Raw genomic sequence first — 18,665 nt, forward strand, 5'->3', positions numbered from 1 at the left:
ACGGGCCGCTGCTATGCCCGGCGAAAGACCACGCTGAGGTTGTTGGCGGGCATGTCCACGAGCCGTTCGAGGAGGAGGCCGCACCGAGCGGCCTCCTCCACGACCGCATCGAGGTCACGGATGCCGAAGCGGGGGTCGCGCTGTCTCAGGTCGGCATCGAAGGACGCATTGCTGGGCGCCGTATGGCGGCCTTTGCGCTTGAAGGGTCCATAGAGAAAGAGCACTCCGCCGCCGGATAATTGCCCCCCGGCACAGCTCAGCAGGGCCTCGGTGACCTCCCAGGGCGAGATATGCAGCAGGTTGATCGCGACCACGGCGTCATGGGGCCCGGCCGGGCAGACGGCAGTCACATCCACCGCCATGGGTGGGTGCAGGTTGGCAAGGCCGGCATGCTCGCGCCACGCCTCGATCGAGCGGCGCGCATGGGGATTCGGGTCGCTGGGCTGCCACGACCAGCCCGGCATCGCGCCGGCAAAGGTGACGGCATGCTCTCCGCTGCCGCTGGCGATCTCCAACACCCGAGCATCGCTCGGCAGCACCGCCATGAGCACGTCCAGGATCGGTTGGCGATTGCGCGCCGCGGCGGGGCTCTGGAGTCGTTGATCGTTCATGCTGCCTCCTGGTGGCGCGGAACCTACTTCCTGCCCCGGGCCTTGCGCGCCGCATTACCAGGTTTCTGGCGCCGGTTCGTTGAGGGAGAGGACTTGCCGCCTTTCACCTGACGGGCGGACTTTCCGGTCGGCGCCTTCCTGGCGGCAGGCTTCGCGCCATTCCCTTTAGCGCCAGTCCCCTTGGCAGTGGCACCGCGCTTGCCGGCCTTCTTTCCGCCGGGCTTCTTAACTCCTGCCTTCTTTTCTCCTACCTTCTTTACTCCTGGCTTCTTTACTCCTGGCTTCTTTACTCCTGGCTTCTGGGCACCAGTCTTCTTGGCGGCTGGCTTGTTCGTGCTGCTCGACTGGCGATCGCTTTCCTGCGCCTCGGAGGTCGAATGCTCGGTCTGGGCCATGATAGTCGCCACCTCGGCTTCCGTCAGGTCGCGCCAGTCACCCGTCGCCAGACCCTTGAGCGACACGTTCATGATGCGGATGCGCTCGAGCTTGACCACATCGAAGCCGAACACCTCGCACATGCGACGGATCTGGCGGTTCAACCCCTGCACCAGGGTGATGTTGAACACGAACCGAGACTCCTTCACCACCGGGCACGGCTTGGTGGTTTCCCCGAGTATCCGCACGCCGCCTCCCATCCCGGCGATGAACTCATCGGTGATGGGCCTGTTGACGGTGACCCGGTACTCCTTCTCGTGGTGGTTGCTCGCCCGCAGTATCCGGTTGACCAGGTCGCCGTTGTTGGTCAGAAAGATCAGCCCCTGAGAGTCCTTGTCCAGGCGGCCGATGGGGAAGATGCGGGCCCCATGCTTGATGAAATCTACGATATTGGCCTTCTCGCTGGACTCCGTGGTGCTGACGATCCCGACCGGCTTGTTGAGCGCGATGAACACCAGGTCCTCTTCCTCCAGGGGTTCCACCAACTGGCCGTTGACCTTGACTACGCTGCCCGGGAAGACCTGATCGCCGGGGGTGGCGCGCTGGCCGTCGATGAAGACATTGCCCTGCTCGATGTAGCGGTCCGCATCCCGCCGTGAGCACATCCCGCTCTCGCGGATATACTTGTTGATGCGTTTCGAGAGTGTCTGGGCCATGGGATCACTACCGGGAGCGTAAAACGGGATGAATGGGCCTTGCTGGGGCGGGCCCTGGCCGGGCAGTGTAAGGGCTACTCCGCCCTGCGGCCAACCGGCGCTAACCCGCGCCGCAGCAGCTCTTGAACTTGCGCCCGCTGCCGCAGGGGCAAGGCGCATTCCGGCCGGGCTTGAGCCGGGTCACCGTTGGGCGGCCGTCGAGGTAGAACCAGCGCCCCCCTTCGCGCACGAAGCGTGACGCCTCCTCCAGCACGCCCCAGCGGCGTCCTTCAAGGAAGGTGGCCCGGAACTGCACCCAACCCGTGTCGTCCTGTTCGCCGTGATCGAGGATATCCAGACGCACCCAGCGTGTGGTCTCGTCCGGCGGCAGGCTATCTGGCCGGCTCCCGGCGGCCCAGGTCTCGCGCAGGTAGTCGGTGAGGTTCAGGACGAAGGCGCTGTAGCGCGAGCGCATCAGCGTCTCGGGCGTGTGGGCCGCCTCGCCACGATGATAGCGGTCACAGCAGTCGGCCAGGGTCTTGCCGCTGCCGCAAGGACACGCCTGGGCTGTTGTCATCACGAGTCTCCTGGCTGGGTGACATGGTGCCATTGTGCCATCTCGGCAGTCCTCGAACCGTCCCCACGGGTCTGTGAATGGCTAAACGGCCGATGGCCCTGAAGACCGACGGCACCGTACCGAGGAACGCCGAGAGCGACGCTCAGCCCCGTCGCTTGGTTCGTGCGGTCGCCTCGGCGGAGAAGGGATCCTCCGGCCAGGGGTGCTTGGGGTAGCGGCCACGCATCTCGCGGCGCACCTCCGGGTAGCCGTTGGCCCAGAAGCTTTCGAGGTCGCCTGTGACCTGCAACGGCCGGCGTGCCGGCGAGAGCAGGTGCAGCAATACCGGTACGCGCCCCTCCACCACGCGCGGCGATGCCCGCCAGCCGAAGCATTCCTGCAACTTGACCGCCAGCACCGGCGGCTTGCCCGACATGCAGGGCGTATAATCCAGCCGATGGTGTGCACCACTGGGCACCGCCAGGCGCGGTGGCGCCAGCTCTTCGAGGCGTGCGCGAAGGGGCCAGTCCAGCGAGTCCAGCAGTATGCGTGAAAGCGGCAGCTTCTCCACCGCCTCGAGGCGGCTCACACCGTCGAGGTAGGGCGCGAGCCACTGCTCCAGGTCCTCGAGCAGGGCCGACGTCGACCAGTCCGGCCACGTCTCGCCCAGCTCTCTTCGCAGAAGCGCCACCCGACCACACAACTGCTCGGCCTCGTCGTCGAAGGGCAGCCATCCACGCCGCCGCAGGGCCGCCAGCAACGCCGCGCGCACCGCCTCCGGCGGCAACCGGCCGAGCGGAAGGCGCTCGAGCACCACGGCGTCGAGCCCCCGCACCTGTTCACCGATCATCCGGCCCTGGGCGTCGGACCACTCGAGGCTTGAGCGCCACTCGCGGGTCTCCGGGTAGAGCGCCTCGAGTCGCTCGGAGGAGAGCGCCACAGCGCGGAAGATGCGGGCACCGCTCGCTTCGCCGTCGAGCTCGGCGGCCACCAGCAGGGAGGCATGAGCCAGGGGATGGGACTCGGGCAGCGTGGCGAGGGTCCCGCCCGCCAGGCGGAAGCGACCGGGTTCGCGTCGCTGCCCGATGCGCTCCGGGTAGGCCAGTGCCAACAGCTCGCCCAGCGGCGCCAGGCTCGTCACCTCGACGCCCCTCTTGTCCAGGCTCCCCTTGTCCAGGCCGTCACCGGCGATCCGGGCCAGGCGTCGAGCCTCCTGATGCCACTGGCGATGCTCCCGCGGGTCGGACAGCCGAGCGGCCAGCGCCCGCTCCAGATCCCGTTCCTGGTCGAGGTCGCGCCCCTCCAGGGCGGCCACCAGCGCGCAGGCCAGCGGCCGGGCCTCGAGCTCGGCGGACCGCTCCAGCATGACGGAGAGGCGGGGATGGGTCGGCCAGCGCACGCAGGCACGGCCCAGCGCGGTGAGATGGAAGGCCGCATCCAGCACGCCGAGACGGATCAGCAGGTCACGCCCAGCCGCCAGCGCCGCAGCAGGAGGCGGCGTCACCCAGGCGAGCTCATCCGGGTCACTGATGCCCCAGCGCGCCAGCTCGAAGGCCAATGGCGCCAGGTCCGCCTGGCGGATCTCCGGCTCGCCGTGGGGGATCAGCGGCTGCTCCTCGGCCCACAGGCGCACGCAGCGCCCCGGACCTTGGCGGCCGGCACGCCCGCGGCGCTGGTCGGCGCTGGCCCGGTTGACCCGTCGGGTCTCCAGCCGGGTAAGACCGGTGCGTGCCTGGAAGACCGGCACCCGCTCCTGGCCGGCGTCGATCACCAGGCGCACACCGTCCACGGTCACGCTGGACTCGGCGATGGCGGTGGCAAGCACCACCCGGCGCCGGCCCTTCGGATCTGGTCGCAGGGCGCGCCGCTGGGCATCCAGCGGCAGGCGGCCATGGAGCTCCATGACGGCGAGCCCTGGGGCCCGCCCCGCCAGTTCGCGGGCCAGGCGGCGGATCTCGCCCACCCCGGGGAGGATCACCAAGGCATCGCCTGACTCGTCTTCGCCCACCTCGCCGTCATCCAGCGCCTCTAGCACCGCCACGGCCTGCTGGCGGGCAATGTCCTCGCGTAGGCGCAGCGGACGATAACGGGTCTCGACGGGAAAGCTGCGCCCCGGGCAGTCGATCAGCGGAGTGGTCTCCCCGAGCACCCCCAGCAGGGCATCGACGTCCAGGGTTGCCGACATCACCAGCAGGCGCAGGTCGTCACGCAGGCCCTGCTGCGCATCGAGGGTCAGGGCAAGTCCAAGGTCGGCCTCCAGGCTGCGCTCGTGGAACTCATCGAAGATAACCCCGGAGACCCCCTCGAGCATGGGGTCCTCCTGGAGCATGCGGGTCAGTACGCCCTGGGTGACGACCTCGAGGAGGGTGGTCGGCCCGACCCGGCTCTCGCCGCGCATCCGGTAGCCCACCGTCTCGCCCACCTTCTCGCCGAGGGACTCGGCCATGAAGCCGGCCGCCAGGCGCGCCGCCACGCGGCGAGGCTCCAGCAGCAGCAGCCGGCCTTCGCGACACCAGGGGGCATCGAGCAGTGCGAGGGGGACTCGGGTGGTCTTGCCGGCACCGGGCTCGGCCACCAGCAGCGCCCTGACATGAGAGTCCAGGGCCTCGTGGATCGCCGACAGTCGGGATTCGATGGGTAGGTTGTTCATCGAGAAGGACTCACCCCGCACCCCTTGAGGATCACCCGGGTGAGGAAGGCGGTGATCTCCTCGACATCGGCATCGGTGAGCTCGTCACGGCCGGTGATGCCCAGCACCTGCGCCTCGAAGTCGGCGTAGTGCTGGGTGGCCGACCAGATCAGGAAGATCAGCCACACCGGATCGACGGGATCCATCAGCCCGCGCTCGGACCACTGCTCGAGGATCCGCGCCCGGGCCTGGACCCAGTCGCGCAGCTCGCCGCGCAGGTATTCATGAAGGAAGGGGGCGCCGCCGAGGATCTCGGCGGCAAACAGGCGAGAGCCCTCTGGATGCCGGCGGGAGAGCTGCATCTTGCTGCGAATGAAGGCCTCGAGGACCTCCGCTGGATCATCCTCCACGGAGATGTCATCGAGTAGCGCGTTCCAGCGCTCCATCATCCGTTCCAGCAGGCGCACATAGAGGCCACGCTTGGAGCCCATGTAGTAGAGCACGTTGGACTTGGGCAGGTCGGCCTGCTCGGCGATGGCCTGCAGGCTCGCTCCCCGATAGCCATGGCGGGCGAAGACCCGTTCGGCCGCGACCAGGATCTCCTGCTCGTTACGCCGTCGCGTCACGCCACTGGTCTCGCCCCGCACCTTCGCCCTCTTGTCCACGGGCGCACTCCGCTCTGTCATCGACACCCTCACTGCGCCCTGGCCGCTGCACCTTGTCCGCTGCACCCAAGTGGGTAAAAGCCAAGGATAGTGCCCCACCCCCGTAACGGGTGCAAACGGGCTTGCAATGCACAGAAATCTGAACCAATCTTTCAATATCCTGACCGAATGGTCAATACATCGGATCGCCTGATGCCGGCGAGTCGCCCACGCATCTCCAGCGACACGTCCACCGACAGACAGAGACAAGGCGATGATCGATTTCCTGCTCAACGGGCAGCCCCGCCACTGCGACGTCTCGCCCGACACCAGCGTGCTCGAGCTCCTGCGCGTGACGCTGGGCCAGACAGGCACCAAGGAGGGCTGCGCCTCAGGTGACTGCGGCGCCTGCACCGTCGCCATCGGGGAGACTCGGTCCGACGGCCGCGTGCATTACCACAGCGCCAATGCTTGCATCATGCCCGCCCATCAGCTCCAGGGGCGACAGCTCGTCACCGTGGAGGGCCTCGCCCGGGGCGAATCGCTTCACCCCGCCCAGGCGGCGATGGTCGAGTGCCACGCCAGCCAGTGCGGCTTCTGTACCCCGGGGGTCGTGATGTCGCTGTTCACCCTGCATGAAGCACAGCGAGGGGCCGGCGACGAACGCCCGGCGCCCTTCTCGCCGCGGCGACTGGAAGCGGCACTGGGAGGCAACCTCTGCCGCTGCACCGGCTACCGGCCCATCCGTGACGCCGCCCTCTCCATGGGCGAGTACACCGAGCAACGCCCGGCGTGGCTGGATGCCGCTACCCCTGTCATTAGCAGGACGGGGCTCGCCGCGAGACCCGCTGAGGAGGCCCCCTTCGCCCAGCCCCGGACCCTCGACGAGTTGATCGAGCTGCGCCGCCGCCATCCCGATGTGCCGATCGTCGCCGGCGCCACCGACCTCTGGCTGGAGGTAACGCAACGCCTGGAGCACTTCTCGCGGCTGGTCGACGTCACTCGCGTCGCCGAGCTCACTGCCATCGAGGAGACGATCCTGGCAGACGGCCGCGCGGGCTGGTGGGTCGGGGCCGCCGTGACCTACTCACGACTCGAGCCACTCCTCGAGGAGCACCACGAGGCCTTTGCCCACCTGCTGCATCGCCTGGGCTCGGCTCAGGTACGCAACCGGGGCACCCTGGGCGGCAACATCGCCAATGCCTCGCCCATCGGCGACACCCCGCCGGTACTGCTGGCCCTGGCGTCTCGGCTTTGGCTCTGCGGCCCCGAGGGCGATCGCGAATTGCCCCTTGACGACTTCTTCCTCGACTACAAGCAAACCGCCCTTGGCGAAGGCGAGGTGATCCGTGCAATCTTCCTGCCGCGTGCCGAGACAGGCCGGCACCTCAAGGTCTGGAAGCTCTCGAAACGCCGGGAGGATGACATCTCCGCGTTACTCGGCGCCTTCGCCTGGCGGGTCGAAGGTGGCATGCTGCGGGACGTGCGCCTCGCCTTCGGCGGCATGGCGGCGACACCCACTCGGGCCAGGGCCGCCGAGGCCGCCCTGGAGGGACAGGCCCCGACGACTGCCGCCTTCCAGGCCGCGCGACGGGCACTGTCCCGGGACTTCCAGCCCATGAGTGACGTGCGCGGCAGCGACCAGTATCGCCGGCTCGGGGCCGCCAACCTGCTGGAACGCCTGCGCCTGGTAGCGTGTCGCACAGACCAACCAAGGGCGACAAAGGACCCGTCAATGCACGACCTCGACCCGCAGGTGATGCTCCATGCGTTCGCTCACTGACGTCTCTTCCACCTCAAGGGCTCAGGCCATAGCCAGAGGGCAGCAGCAGGGCCGAATCCAGGGGGATGGTCCCCTGGCCCGTGAGGTCGTGACGCCCTCGCCCCGTGGCATCGCGGGTCAGGCACAGGCCCATGAAAGCGCGGTCAAGCATGTCACGGGGGGCGCCGCCTATATCGACGATATCCCCGCACCCGCCGATGCCCTGCATGTGGCGCTGGGACTCTCGCCGGTCGCCTGCGGCCGCCTGACCAGCCTTGACCTGGACAGGGTCCGCGCCCTGCCCGGCGTGGTGGACGTGGTGGGCTTCGCCGATGTTCCGGGCCAAACCGACATCGGCCCGGTCTTCCCCGGCGATCCGATCTTCGTCGAGGACGAGATCAGCTACGCCGGCCAGGTGATGTTCGCCGTGGCCGCCGAGAGCCAGCAGGCGGCGCGTAAGGCCACCCGCCCCTCGGTCATTCGGGAGATCGCCCGGATCGAGGAGCAGCCGGCTTGCCTCGACCCGGTGGCCGCGGCCGAGAGTGAGGTCTTCGTTCGACCGACCCACGTTCAGCAGAGCGGCGACTGGCAACAGGCCCTGAGGGGTGCCGCACATGTCATCGAGGGCGAGCAGTTCGTCGGCGGCCAGGAGCACTTCTACCTCGAGGGCCAGGCCTGCCTGGTCATGCCCACCGAGGACGAGGGCGTGGTCGTTCATACCTCCAACCAGCACCCCAGCGAGACCCAGAAACTGGTCGCCGAGGTCCTCGGCGTTCCCTTCAACGCGGTGATGGTGGAAGTGCGCCGCATGGGCGGCGGATTCGGCGGCAAGGAGACCCAGGCATCGCCCTGGGCCTGCATCGCCGCATTGATCGCCCGACGCACCGGTCGCGCTGCCCGCCTGCGTCTGCCGCGCGGGGATGACATGCGAGCCACCGGCAAGCGACACCCCTTCCACAACCGATACCGTCTGGGCGTGGACGCCCAGGGGGTGATCCAGGGCGGCGACCTCACGCTGATCGGGGACTGCGGCTACTCCCCGGACCTGTCCGACGCCATCGTCGACCGCGCCATGTTCCACGCCGACAATGCCTACTCGCTGGGCGAGGTGCGGGTGACCGGGAAGCGGGCGCGCACAAACACCGCCTCCAACACCGCCTTTCGCGGTTTCGGCGGTCCTCAGGGCATGATGGTGATCGAGCCGGCCATGGACGACATCGCTCGGCGCCTCGGCGAGGATCCGCTGACGATCCGCAAGCGCAACCTCTACCGCGAGGTCCGAGACACGACCCGTCGGGACATCACACACTATGGCCAGACCGTGGAGCAGGTCGCCCTGCTGCACCATGTTGTCGAACGGCTCGAGGCCGACAGCGACTATTGGACGAGACGCCGGGCGATCACCGAGTTCAATGCGACGAGCCCGATCATCAGGCGGGGCCTTGCGCTGACTCCGGTGAAGTTCGGCATCTCCTTCACCGCCCGACACCTCAACCAGGCCGGCGCCCTGCTGCACGTCTATACCGACGGCAGCGTGATGATCAACCACGGTGGCACCGAGATGGGTCAGGGCCTGCACACCAAGATCTGCCAGGTGGTGGCCCGGGAACTGTCGCTGGACATCGAGACGGTGCGCATCACCGCCACGCGCACCGACAAGGTGCCCAACACCTCGCCCACCGCCGCCTCCAGCGGCGCCGACCTGAACGGCATGGCCGCCCGCGACGCCTGCCTGAGACTCAAGGCGCGTCTGTTCGACTTCGCCGCCGAGGCCTACCACCTGGATCACGAAGGCATGAACCTCGCCGACGGCGAACTGGTGTCCAAAGAGGGCGAGAGCGAGCGTCGCATCCCCTGGGGTGAGCTGGTCCAGGCCGCCTATCTCGATCGGATCTCGCTGTCCGAGAAGGGCTTCTACGCCACCCCGCTGATCCACTACGACCGCGTGACCGGGCAGGGCAGACCCTTCTACTATTTCGCCCATGGCGCGGCCGTATCCGAGGTCAGCGTCGACACCCTCACGGGGGAGTACCAGGTGGACCGCGTGGACATCCTGCATGACGTGGGTGACTCCCTGAACCCCGCCATCGACATCGGCCAGGTGGAAGGCGGCTTCATCCAGGGCATGGGCTGGCTCACCAGCGAGGAACTCCGGTGGGACGACGCAGGTCGGCTGACCTCCGATGGCCCGGCCACCTACAAGATCCCCACCTATGGCGACCTGCCGGCGGTGTTCAATGTGGCGCTGCTCGAGGGCCATCCCAATTCCATGGCCAGCATCTACCGCTCGAAGGCGGTGGGCGAGCCGCCCTTCATGCTAGGCATCTCGGTGTGGTCAGCCTTGCGCGACGCCCTCTCGAGCCTGGTCGACTATCGCGAGGCTCCGCGCCTCGACACCCCGGCCACCCCCGAGCGCGTGCTGATGGCCGCCAAGGCGCTGCGCGCCAGGGTGTCGAACGCAGGAGACGCCTGATGGACAGCCACGATCTCGGGACCGAGCGCTGGCACGCCGCCCTGCATCGCCTGCAGCGCGACGGCGTGCCCCATGCGCTGGCGACCCAGGTCACCAGCGCCGGTTCCACGCCCCGGGAGCCCGGCGCACGCATGGTGATCACGGCGGATGAGGTGTTCGATACCCTGGGCGGCGGCACCTTCGAGTGGCAGACGATCAAGGCCGCACGACAGCGCCTGGCAGGAACTGATGGAACCGCCAAGGCCGGCATGAGCCTGGAGGCCTTTTCCCTGGGCGGACGCAGCGGCCAGTGCTGCGGCGGCTTCGTCAATGTGCTGCTCGAGATCTTCCCGGGCAGTGCCATGACGCTGGCCGTCTTCGGTGCGGGACACGTGGGCCAGGCCCTGGTGCGCATGGCCGCCCCGCTGCCCTGGCGGGTACTGTGGCACGACAGCCGGACGGGCATCTTCCACGACTGGGCGGCCGGGCAACCGCGCCTCGAGTGCCACCCCTCGGCGGACCCGGCCGCGGCCGTGGCGGCACTGCCGCCCGGGGCCCATGCTCTGGTGCTGACCCATGACCACGGTGAGGACCTGGCCCTGGTGGATGCCCTGCTCACCCGCGGCGACACGGCGTCCCTCGGGCTGATCGGTTCGCGCAGCAAGTGGGCCGGCTTCCGCCGGCGGCTGCACGATGCCGGCCATGCCGAGGAGGCCCTCGACGCGGTGCGCTGCCCCATCGGCATGACGCTCGGCCCAGGGGGTGAAACGAACAGAAGTGAAACGAACGGGGGGGAAGCGACCAGGGGCGGCGACAAGACACCCTATGCCATCGCCATCGCCGCCATCGCCGAGCTGCTGCCGCTGGTGGTGTCGCCCGCGAGAGGCGATCGGCGAGGGCTCGACCCGGCCGAGCTGAGACGTATCATCACCGCCAATGCCACCTAGGAGCCAAGCTTGCAAAGCGATAGCTCTAAAGCGATAGCTCTAAAGCGATAGCCCCGGAGCCAATCGCGCTGAAGGCAGCGCTGCCGGGATACTCATACAAAAGACCTGACAAGCCTTGACGAGACGACCATGAACGATTCGCGCGTACTGCGCGCCGACCTGCTGAGCTTCGATGCCGATCCCGGCGAGGATGACACCCCCGCCGCAGGCAGCGTGCGCCATATCACGGATGGCGCACTATGGATCGAGGACGGTCGCATCCGTGCCCTGGACCGCTTCGAGCGCCTGTTCCCGAAGCTGCCCGAGGGCATCGAGGTGATCGATCATCGGGGAAAAGTGATCACTCCGGGCTTCATCGACAGCCATGTGCACTATGTTCAGCTGGAGATCATGGCGTCATACGGACGTCGGCTGCTGGACTGGCTCAACGATTACACCTTCCCACAGGAGTGTCGCTTCGCCGTCCATGAGCATGCCCGGGCCCTGTCGAATGCCTTCCTAGACGAGATGCTGCGGGTCGGCACCACGACCGCTCAGGTGTTCTGCTCCAGCCACCCGGTCTCGGTGGACGCCTTCTTCACGGCCTGCGGCCAACGCGACCTGCGCATGCTCGCCGGCAAGGTACTGATGGACCGCCATGCGCCCGACGCGCTCTGTGACGACACCCACGGCGGCATCCGCGATACCGAGCGACTGATCGGCGACTGGCACGGCAAGGGCCGGCTCGGCTATAGCCTGACGCCCCGCTTCGCCCCCACCTCTACCCGGGCACAGCTCGATGCGACCGGGGGGCTGGTGCGCAACGACCCGAGCCTCTGGCTGCAGACACATCTCGCCGAGACCACCGACGAGCTCGACTGGGTGGCCGAGCTATTCCCGGGGAGCCGCGACTACCTCGAGGTCTACGAACAGTCGGGGCTGGTGGGGCCTCGCAGCACCTTCGCCCACGGCATCCACCTCGACCAGGAGATGCGGGGACGCCTGGCGGCGCGGAGGGCCAACCTGGCCTTCTGCCCCAGCTCCAACCTTTTCCTGGGCAGCGGCCTGTTCGACCGCCTCGCCGCCCGCGAGGCCGGACTCGCCATCAGCTATGCCAGCGATGTCGGCGGCGGCACCGACCTCTCGGGACTGGCCACGCTCAAGGCCGCCTACCAGGTCGGCCAGCTGCGCGGCCAGCCGCTCACCGCATGGCAGGGCTTCTACGGGCTGACCCTGGGCAATGCCAGGGCGCTGTCGCTGGACGAACGGATCGGCCGGCTCGCTACGGGCATGGAGGCGGATCTCGTTGTGCTCGACCCGGCCGCCACCCCGCTGATGGCGAGGCGCACGGCGCGCAGTCGGAGCCTGGCCGAGACCCTCTTCGCGATGATGATGCTCGGCGACGACCGAACGGTGGCCGAGACCTGGGCGGCGGGACGCAGAGTACACCGCCGGGCGTGAAGTCGGGAGGTCAGACGGAGATCCGGGCCAGGTTGCGGCCTTCGGCCTTGGCCTCGTAGAGCGCCACATTGGCCCGCTTGAGGATGTCATCGAGGCTTTCCCCGGCAACGGCCAGGCAGGCTACTGCACTGACGGTCACCGGAACCCCTTGAACCTCGATCGCCGCCACCCCGCACCGCAGCCGTTAGGCGACCAGGGCAAGGGTCGATTCGTCGCAAGGCGAGAGCAGTGTCGTACTGGACCTGGATGGCCGCGACGCGCTCGCCCCGCTGCTCGATGATGCCCAGCACCGTGCGCTGGAAGGCGCTCCAGACAGCCAGCAGCAGGAAACGGGGCTTGAGACTCAAGCACGATTCCCCCTGATCATCCGCTTCGTGAACGCTGATATAGCTCTTTTGCAGGAACTTAAGGCCTGATGCCCGCAGGGGCATCATCAGGGCCTCGGCCAGGGAACAGGCCTCGGCACGTCGCTACCGCCGGCAGATGACAGCAGGACGAACCAGGGGCCCTCAGACCGCCTGGGCCAGTTGACGATGCAGTGCGAGACGGCGATCGTCGCTCATGAAGGCAGATTCGATGGCCGTACCGGCCAGTTGGACGAAGACCTCCCTCGACCAGCCGAAGGCTTCGGCGCAGGCCTCGAAATTGGCCAGCATGCCACCACCGAAGTAGGCCGGATCGTCGGAGTTGAGGGTCAGGCGTAGGCCGGCGTCGAGCAGCTGCGGCAGCGGGTGGTCGGCCATGCGCTCGATCACTCGCAGGCGCACGTTGGAGAGCGGGCAAACGGTGAGCACCACGCCCTCGTCGCGCAGGCGGGCCACCAGGGCCGGGTCCTCCAGGCAGCGCACGCCATGGTCGATGCGACAGACGTCCAGCAGGTCCAGCGCCTCGCGGATGTATGCGGGGGGGCCCTCCTCCCCTGCGTGGGCGACCCGAGGAATCCCGAGCTCGCGTGCCCGCTCGAACACCTCGACGAACTTCGCAGGCGGGTTGCCCTGCTCGGCGCTGTCCAGGCCCACGGCATCGAGCATCTCCCAGTAGGGAGCCGCGCTCTCCATCACCTCCATGGCCTCCTCGGCCGGGCGGTCGCGCAGGAAGGCCATGATCAGCGCCGTGGACATGCCAAGCTCGCGCTGCGCCCGGCGGCGTGCCAGGGAGAGCCCTTCCATCACGACCGGCAGCTCGACACCACGGGCCAGATGGGCCTGGGGATCGAAGTGCATCTCCACATGCACGACCCCCTCGGCGTTGGCCCGGCGGAAATAGTCCATGGCCAGATCATGGAAGTCCTTCGCGGTGCACAACACGCTCATGCCCTGGTAGTAGAGGTCGAGGAAGGACTGCAGGTCGTTGAAGTCAAAGGCCTCGCGGACCTCCTCCACCGAGGCGAAGGGCAAACTGATCCCGTTGCGCTCGGCCAGAGAGAACATCAGCTCGGGCTCCAGCGTGCCCTCGATGTGCAGGTGAAGTTCGGCCTTGGGCAGGCGTCTGAGAAAGTCACGCATGGCACACCTCGTCGGGGAGTCGTTGGTCTCATCCTGAAACAACCTGGTCAGTCGTGCAAAGCCGTCCATCGCGAAGGGTCAGGCAGCGATCAATACCCGGCGGATGGACCAGGAAAAACCGTTGAGAATATTACGACCGGAGGATACCCGCCGTCAGTCGACTCCGGGCGGGCGTCACGTGTCGCATTGTCGCAGCGGTTCAGGTCGCGGCGGCTCAGCCTGCCGCCCGGACCACCATGCTGACCATGTAGGCGGTGTAGCCGATGAACATCGCCAGCAGCACGGCACCCTCGGTGCGGTTGATGCGACCCTCACGGCCACGCCAGCCCATGGCGAAGACCGACAGCATCACCGTCATGGCGGCCATCAGGCTCCAGTCGCGCAGCAGCACCTCGCGACCAGCCTCGATGGGCGCGATCACCCCGGCCAGGCCCACCACCCCCAGGGTATTGAAGAGATTCGAGCCCACGACATTGCCGAGCACCAGGTCGTGCTCGTGGCGGCGCAGGGCACTGATCGACGAGGCCAGCTCCGGCAGCGAGGTGCCCACGGCCACTACCGTCAGGCCGATCACCAGGTCACTGACGCCGAATCCCTGGGCGATGGCCACCGCTCCCCAGACCAGGATGCGCGAGCTGATGACCAGCAACAACAGGCCAACCCCCGTCCAGACGAGCCCGGCCTTCAGCGACATGGGATGGACACGCAGGCTCTCCTCGGCCTCGGGCCCCAGAGCGTCAGTGCCATTGCGAAGCCCCAGGAAGACGCTATAACCGATGAACGCGGCCAGCAGCACAAGCAACAGGACCGCCTCCAGCCGTTCGATCACGCCTCCCCAGAGCAGCAGGGCGGATAGCAGGGTCACGCCCCCCAGCACCGGCAGCTCACGACGCACCACGCTCGAATGCACGGCCAGCGGCGAGATGAGCGCCACCAGGCCGAGGATCAGGCCGATGTTGGCGATATTGGAGCCGTAGGCATTGCCCAATGCCAGGCCGGGATTGCCCTGGCTGGACGCCAGAACGGAAACCACCAGTTCGGGGGCCGACGTACCGAAGCCGATCACCAGCATGCCGATCAGCAGTGGCGAAAGCCCCAGTCGGGCAGAGGTCGCAGCCGCCCCGTCGACGAAGCGTTCGGCGCTCCACACCAGCAGGACCAGGCCTGCCACCACTGCCATCGCAGGCACTATCATATCGTCTCCTCGGGAACATTCAGGCCCGCATGTTTGTATATGGTGTGCCTTGCGTCAACGTGCCACACTGCCTTTCGGCCCAGTCCCGACATCAAGGAGATGACATCGCGGTGCCCAGGCCTGCCCTACGCGCCCCTACCCTGCTTCGGGGCGAACCATTGGTGGATCGCTCGCCGCCGGAGACTCGCACCTCGCGGCGACGGCTGCGGGCCTGCCATGAATGCGACTGGGTAGTGGCGCTGCCCCCCTTGCACGCCGGCGAGAAGGCCGAGTGCCCACGTTGCGGCCATACCCTTGCCAGCCGCCACCACCGCCCGGCACAGCGCAGCTTGGCGCTGGCGCTGGCGGCGCTGGTCTCCCTGGCGCTGGCCGTCTCCTTCCCCTTCATCAGCTTCAGCATCGGGGGATTCGGCAACCGCATCGACCTCACACAGACCGCCACCACCCTGATCGGCTTCCAGCAGCCCCTGGTGGCCATCGCCGTGATCCTGACCATCGGAGTGCTGCCTGCCGTCTACCTGGTGAGCGTGATATGGCTGCAGGCCGGGCTGCTGCGCGGCGCCCCGCTGCCGGCCAGCCGCGGCATTGCAAGGTCACTCTCGCATCTGCACCCCTGGATGATGGCCGACGTCTTCATCATCGGGGCCCTGGTGAGCCTGATCAAGATCGCCGGCATGGCCGAGGTCGGGCTGGGCATCTCCTTCTGGGCCTTCTGCATCTTCGCCCTGCTGCTGCTGCTCACCACCCAGTCACTGGACGCCGACTGGATGTGGTTCTCCCTGGCCGGCGAGCCCCTGGCCCCTGAAGGCTCGCAGACCGGCGAGTCCGCTGCACCACAGGGACTGGCCGGATGCGCCACCTGCGGCCTGGTCAACCGCCTGGATGCCGATGGTCATGGCCGCTGCCGGCGTTGCAACGAGAGCCTGCATGCACGTCTGCCCAACAGCCTTCAGCGCACCTGGGCGCTGCTGGCGGCTGCCGCCGTGATGTACCTGCCGGCCAACCTCTACCCGATCATGACCACCACCAGCCTGGGAAGCAGCAGCCCGTCCACCATCATCGGCGGCATCGTCGAACTGATCGAGATGGGCTCCTGGCCGGTGGCGATGGTGATCTTTGTCGCCAGCGTCATCGTGCCGGTGGGCAAGCTACTGGCCCTGGCCTGGCTGTGCCTGGTGGCGCCCCGTGCCAACAAGCACTTTGCGCTGTCGCGCACCCGGCTATTCCGTTTGACTGAATTTATCGGCCGGTGGTCGATGGTCGATATCTTCGTGGTGGCCATCCTGGTGGCACTGATTCGGGCCGGCAACCTGATGTCGATCGCGCCGGGGCCCGCCGCCTTGGCCTTCGGGGCCATGGTGGTCAGCACGATGCTCGCCGCCATGACCTTCGACCCCAGGCTGATGTGGGATACACCGCTGCCACGTGAGGCCGGCCTCACACAAGGAAGTCCGCCATGACCGACGCGACCGAACGGGACACACACCGCGCCCGAACCACGTCACAGGCCCGGCTATCGCCGATATGGATCGTACCCATCGTGGCGATCCTGATCGGCGCCTGGCTGGTCTTCGACAACTACCGCAGCCGAGGACCGGAGATCACCCTGGTCACGGACAGTGCGGAAGGCATCGAGGCGGGCAGCACCCTGATCAAGACTCGCAATGTCGAGGTGGGAAGGGTCGAGCGGGTCAGCCTGTCGGAAGATATCTCCCGGGCAGTGATCACCGCTCGCATGAGCCCCGATACCGACGACATGCTGGTCGAGGACAGTCGATTCTGGGTGGTCAGGCCGCGTATCGGCCGCGAGGGCATCAGCGGCCTGGGAACGGTTCTTTCCGGTGCCTACATCCAGCTTGAGCCGGGACAGAGCGGGATCGATTCAAGGGAGTTCGAGATCAGCGACCAGCCCCCGGTCTCCCCGGCCGGGGCCGAGGGGCTACGCATCAATCTGGTCAGCCAGTTGGGCAACTCGCCAAGCGTCGGAGACCCAGTCACCTACCTGGGCCTCATCGTCGGCCGAGTCGAGGAGGCCAGTTTCGATGGCGCCACCCGACGCATGCACCACCGCATCTTCATCGAGAGCCCCTACCATGACCTGGTCACCGACAGCACTCGCTTCTGGGCGGCCAGCGGCTTCGACATGCGCCTGAACTCCGAGGGCTTCCTGATCAACATCGACTCCCTGGAGACCCTGCTTGGCGGGGGGGTCACCTTTGGCGCGCCCGATGACCTGCCACGCGGCAAGCCCGTGCAGGCGGACAGCACCTTCAACCTTTACCCGGACGAGGAAAGCGCCCGTCAGGGCACCTTCAGTCGCTATCTGGAATACGTGCTGCTGGTAGACGACACCGTGCGCGGCCTTTCCCGAGGTGCCCCGGTGGAGTTCCGTGGCGTTCGCGTCGGCACCGTGGCGGCGGTACCCTGGAACTTCACCGCCCCCCAACCGGACTCCCGTAACAACTTCGCCATCCCGATCTTGATCCGAATCGAACCCCAGCGCCTGGGCATCGCCCCCGAGGACCTGGAAATCGAGGAGTGGCGAACGCGCTTTGAGGGGCTCTTCGATATGGGCCTGAAGGCCGCGCTGAAGAGCGGCAGCCTTATCACTGGAGCGCTGTTCGTCGACCTCAACTTCCAGCCCGACCAGGCAGGCGAGTACGTCGCGGAGACCTTTGCCGAGCGCACCGTCTTTCCCACCACCTCGAGCGGCTTCGCCCAGATCGAGGCCCAGGTGACGGCCCTGCTCGACAAGCTCAATGGATTGGAGCTCGAACCGCTGCTGGCTGGGCTCGATCGCAACCTGACTGCGTCGCAGGCCATGCTCGGCGAAGTGCATGAGCTCACCACCAGCGTTCGTTCGCTGGTCGAGGACCCCGGCATGCGCGAACTTCCCGGCACCCTCAACACGAGCCTGAAGGAGCTGCGCTCGACCCTGGAGGGGCTGTCGCCGGATTCCCGCGCCTACCGCGACTTCACCTCGACCCTGCAACAGCTAGAGCACCTGCTGCGTGACCTCCAGCCCACCGCACGCACCCTGCGCGACAACCCCAGTGCCCTGATCTTCGACCGCCTGGACGCCGAGGATCCTCAGCCCAGGGCGCCGACCGCAAGCCCGCAAGGAAGCCCACCATGAAAGCGACCAAAGGACTGGCCGCCACCCTGGCGATACTGTGGCTGACCGGCTGTGCCGCCGTCGGCCCGACGGCCACCCGTTACACGCTGCCCGGCGACGCCATGGCGGCCTCCGCACGCATCGCCGGGGCAGAAGCCACCCAGCGACTGGTCGTCAACCAACTCCGGCTGGCCCGGTTCCTGGAAGTCGATGGCCTGGTCCTGCAGCTCGACGACATCACCCTCAACGAAGCCAGCCAGCACCAGTGGGCCGAGCCCCTCGGGCTTCAGCTGGAGCGCAGCCTGCGCGAGCGCCTGGCCGCTCGCCTGCCGGACACCCGCGTAACGAGCGAAGACGCGGGCGGACGCAGGGATGACGCCACCACCCTGCAGCTGGAAGTAGACCGCTTCCATGGACGTCACGACGGCCAGGCCGTCGTGGCGGGCCAGTGGCAGCTACGCGATGCCCAGGGTGAGCTCCTGGTCCTGTCGCCCTTTGCGGTCGAGGTCCCTCTGACACGAGACGGCTATCCTGCGATGGTGCGCGCACTGGGCCGCGGCTGGGACATGGTGGCCGAGGAGATCGCCGAGGAAATCAAACGGCTGCGTTGAGCCGGGCGCTGTGGCATAATGAGCGCCGCGGCGATCGATGGTCCCTCCTGCCGCGCCAGATTCCTTTTACACGCCTTGGCCAGGGACTGACCGTGTCGCAACGCGACATGGCGCGACCGAGGCGTCTC

At 67.6% G+C, this 18,665-nt stretch carries 15 protein-coding genes; 7 read left to right on the forward strand and 8 right to left on the reverse strand.

The genetic code is table 11. From position 1 onward, the window contains the following. Window positions 1-11 precede the first annotated feature (11 nt). From ABE960_RS08650 to ABE960_RS08670, 5 genes are all read right to left on the reverse strand, one after another. A complete protein-coding gene (locus ABE960_RS08650; protein ID WP_349761842.1) occupies window positions 12-611 on the reverse strand; it encodes a DUF938 domain-containing protein in 600 nt (199 codons plus the stop codon). 23 nt (window positions 612-634) lie between these two features. After that, on the reverse strand, window positions 635-1,702 hold the full coding sequence (gene rluF, locus ABE960_RS08655) for a 23S rRNA pseudouridine(2604) synthase RluF (protein WP_349761843.1): 1,068 nt from the start codon (window positions 1,700-1,702) through the stop codon (window positions 635-637). A 100-nt stretch (window positions 1,703-1,802) separates the two neighbouring features. Next, the gene (locus tag ABE960_RS08660) at window positions 1,803-2,258 is read right to left on the reverse strand and encodes a YchJ family protein (protein ID WP_349761844.1); all 456 of its coding nucleotides are present in this window, start codon (window positions 2,256-2,258) and stop codon (window positions 1,803-1,805) included. A gap of 142 nt (window positions 2,259-2,400) precedes the next feature. After that, a complete protein-coding gene (gene hrpB / locus ABE960_RS08665; protein WP_349761845.1) occupies window positions 2,401-4,887 on the reverse strand; it encodes an ATP-dependent helicase HrpB in 2,487 nt (828 codons plus the stop codon). Then, on the reverse strand, window positions 4,884-5,531 hold the full coding sequence (locus tag ABE960_RS08670) for a TetR/AcrR family transcriptional regulator (protein ID WP_349761846.1): 648 nt from the start codon (window positions 5,529-5,531) through the stop codon (window positions 4,884-4,886). The genes hrpB and ABE960_RS08670 overlap by 4 nt, the downstream gene beginning before the upstream one ends. 253 nt (window positions 5,532-5,784) lie before the next feature. On the opposite strand from ABE960_RS08670, the gene xdhA reads away from it, so the two are divergent. From xdhA to guaD, 4 genes are all read left to right on the forward strand, one after another. Beyond that, window positions 5,785-7,293, forward strand: a complete 1,509-nt coding sequence (xdhA, locus tag ABE960_RS08675; RefSeq protein WP_349761847.1) for a xanthine dehydrogenase small subunit — start codon at window positions 5,785-5,787, stop codon at window positions 7,291-7,293. Continuing rightward, entirely contained in the window at window positions 7,277-9,745 is a 2,469-nt protein-coding gene (gene xdhB / locus ABE960_RS08680; protein ID WP_349761848.1) for a xanthine dehydrogenase molybdopterin binding subunit, read from the forward strand. Before xdhA ends, xdhB begins: the two co-directional genes overlap by 17 nt. Further along, the gene (gene xdhC / locus ABE960_RS08685) at window positions 9,745-10,671 is read left to right on the forward strand and encodes a xanthine dehydrogenase accessory protein XdhC (RefSeq protein ID WP_349761849.1); all 927 of its coding nucleotides are present in this window, start codon (window positions 9,745-9,747) and stop codon (window positions 10,669-10,671) included. Before xdhB ends, xdhC begins: the two co-directional genes overlap by 1 nt. Window positions 10,672-10,800: 129 nt before the next feature. Beyond that, window positions 10,801-12,111: a guanine deaminase gene (gene guaD, locus ABE960_RS08690; protein WP_349761850.1), complete on the forward strand. Its 1,311-nt coding sequence runs from the start codon at window positions 10,801-10,803 to the stop codon at window positions 12,109-12,111. A gap of 10 nt (window positions 12,112-12,121) precedes the next feature. Here guaD and ABE960_RS08695 read toward each other — a convergent pair whose 3' ends face one another. The 3 genes from ABE960_RS08695 to ABE960_RS08705 all read right to left on the reverse strand — a co-directional run bounded on the left by ABE960_RS08695 (window position 12,122) and on the right by ABE960_RS08705 (window position 14,811). After that, window positions 12,122-12,250: a nucleotidyl cyclase domain-containing protein gene (locus ABE960_RS08695; protein ID WP_349761851.1), complete on the reverse strand. Its 129-nt coding sequence runs from the start codon at window positions 12,248-12,250 to the stop codon at window positions 12,122-12,124. Between the two features lie 370 nt (window positions 12,251-12,620). Beyond that, a complete protein-coding gene (locus ABE960_RS08700; RefSeq protein ID WP_349761852.1) occupies window positions 12,621-13,616 on the reverse strand; it encodes an adenosine deaminase in 996 nt (331 codons plus the stop codon). Window positions 13,617-13,830: 214 nt separating this feature from the next. Continuing rightward, window positions 13,831-14,811: a calcium/sodium antiporter gene (locus tag ABE960_RS08705; protein ID WP_349761853.1), complete on the reverse strand. Its 981-nt coding sequence runs from the start codon at window positions 14,809-14,811 to the stop codon at window positions 13,831-13,833. 110 nt (window positions 14,812-14,921) lie between these two features. On the opposite strand from ABE960_RS08705, the gene ABE960_RS08710 reads away from it, so the two are divergent. Genes ABE960_RS08710 through ABE960_RS08720 form a run of 3 tightly spaced genes read left to right on the forward strand, consistent with a single transcriptional unit; the run spans window position 14,922 to window position 18,537 of the window. After that, window positions 14,922-16,271, forward strand: coding sequence for a PqiA/YebS family transporter subunit (locus tag ABE960_RS08710; protein ID WP_349761854.1), 1,350 nt, complete (start codon window positions 14,922-14,924; stop codon window positions 16,269-16,271). Then, the gene (gene pqiB / locus ABE960_RS08715) at window positions 16,268-17,947 is read left to right on the forward strand and encodes an intermembrane transport protein PqiB (RefSeq protein ID WP_349761855.1); all 1,680 of its coding nucleotides are present in this window, start codon (window positions 16,268-16,270) and stop codon (window positions 17,945-17,947) included. Before ABE960_RS08710 ends, pqiB begins: the two co-directional genes overlap by 4 nt. Then, complete coding sequence (locus tag ABE960_RS08720) at window positions 17,944-18,537, forward strand: PqiC family protein (protein WP_349761856.1); 594 nt, start codon at window positions 17,944-17,946, stop codon at window positions 18,535-18,537. The genes pqiB and ABE960_RS08720 overlap by 4 nt, the downstream gene beginning before the upstream one ends. Window positions 18,538-18,665: the final 128 nt, after the last annotated feature.

Origin of the sequence: Halomonas aquatica (assembly GCF_040196335.1) — a bacterium.
Lineage (GTDB): Bacteria > Pseudomonadota > Gammaproteobacteria > Pseudomonadales > Halomonadaceae > Halomonas > Halomonas aquatica.

What these genes read in the sequence shown, in the direction of transcription:
- ABE960_RS08650 (WP_349761842.1), bottom strand. Translation starts at nt 611, where the DNA reads ATGAACGATCAACGACTCCAGAGCCCCGCCGCGGCGCGCAATCGCCAA.
- rluF (WP_349761843.1), bottom strand. Translation starts at nt 1,702, where the DNA reads ATGGCCCAGACACTCTCGAAACGCATCAACAAGTATATCCGCGAGAGC.
- ABE960_RS08660 (WP_349761844.1), bottom strand. Translation starts at nt 2,258, where the DNA reads ATGACAACAGCCCAGGCGTGTCCTTGCGGCAGCGGCAAGACCCTGGCC.
- hrpB (WP_349761845.1), bottom strand. Translation starts at nt 4,887, where the DNA reads ATGAACAACCTACCCATCGAATCCCGACTGTCGGCGATCCACGAGGCC.
- xdhA (WP_349761847.1), top strand. Translation starts at nt 5,785, where the DNA reads ATGATCGATTTCCTGCTCAACGGGCAGCCCCGCCACTGCGACGTCTCG.
- xdhB (WP_349761848.1), top strand. Translation starts at nt 7,277, where the DNA reads ATGCGTTCGCTCACTGACGTCTCTTCCACCTCAAGGGCTCAGGCCATA.
- xdhC (WP_349761849.1), top strand. Translation starts at nt 9,745, where the DNA reads ATGGACAGCCACGATCTCGGGACCGAGCGCTGGCACGCCGCCCTGCAT.
- guaD (WP_349761850.1), top strand. Translation starts at nt 10,801, where the DNA reads ATGAACGATTCGCGCGTACTGCGCGCCGACCTGCTGAGCTTCGATGCC.
- ABE960_RS08700 (WP_349761852.1), bottom strand. Translation starts at nt 13,616, where the DNA reads ATGCGTGACTTTCTCAGACGCCTGCCCAAGGCCGAACTTCACCTGCAC.
- ABE960_RS08705 (WP_349761853.1), bottom strand. Translation starts at nt 14,811, where the DNA reads ATGATAGTGCCTGCGATGGCAGTGGTGGCAGGCCTGGTCCTGCTGGTG.
- pqiB (WP_349761855.1), top strand. Translation starts at nt 16,268, where the DNA reads ATGACCGACGCGACCGAACGGGACACACACCGCGCCCGAACCACGTCA.
- ABE960_RS08720 (WP_349761856.1), top strand. Translation starts at nt 17,944, where the DNA reads ATGAAAGCGACCAAAGGACTGGCCGCCACCCTGGCGATACTGTGGCTG.